Raw genomic sequence first — 545 nt, 5'->3', positions numbered from 1 at the left:
GAGCTGCACTGATGCTCGGCCCCCTGGCGGTCGATCCGGGTGCCCGCGACCTTGGCCTTGGCGCCGCGTTGATGAATCACGCGATCGCCGAGGCCTCGGCGCGCGGCCATGGCGCCATCGTGCTGCTCGGCGACGCCCCCTATTACGCGCGTTTCGGATTCTCGCCGGACAGGTTGACCGCGCTGGCGCTGCCCGGGCCGTTCGAGCGTGATCGCCTGCTCGGCCTCGAGCTGAAGCCCGGAGCGCTGGATGGCGCCCGCGGCATCATCTTCGGAAGCGGTAAATGGGTCCGCAAGGCTGCTGAGCCTGCCGATCTGGCCCACGCGGCTTGATTTGACCACCAAGACACGGCATTGCGGAGCTCACCTCCGCAGGAGAGCCCGGTAATGACGCGCAAACTGATTTCCACCGGATCGCCATTCGAAAAGACCGCTGGCTACAGCCGCGCCGTGGTCGATGGCGATTTCTGCTTCGTGTCCGGAACTACCGGCTACGATTACACCACCATGATCTTGCCGGCAGATATCACGGCACAGACACAGAAC

General features: G+C 65.0%; 1 protein-coding gene. It reads left to right on the top strand.

Translation table 11 applies throughout. From position 1 onward, the window contains the following. On the top strand, positions 1-332 hold a 332-nt coding region (locus AC1DS5_RS25495), incomplete at its 5' end, for a GNAT family N-acetyltransferase (protein ID WP_477721029.1). Positions 333-545: the final 213 nt, after the last annotated feature.

Source organism: Polaromonas sp. P4_H1 (assembly GCF_056400945.1).
This window is presented reverse-complemented; position numbering and strand designations above follow the sequence as displayed.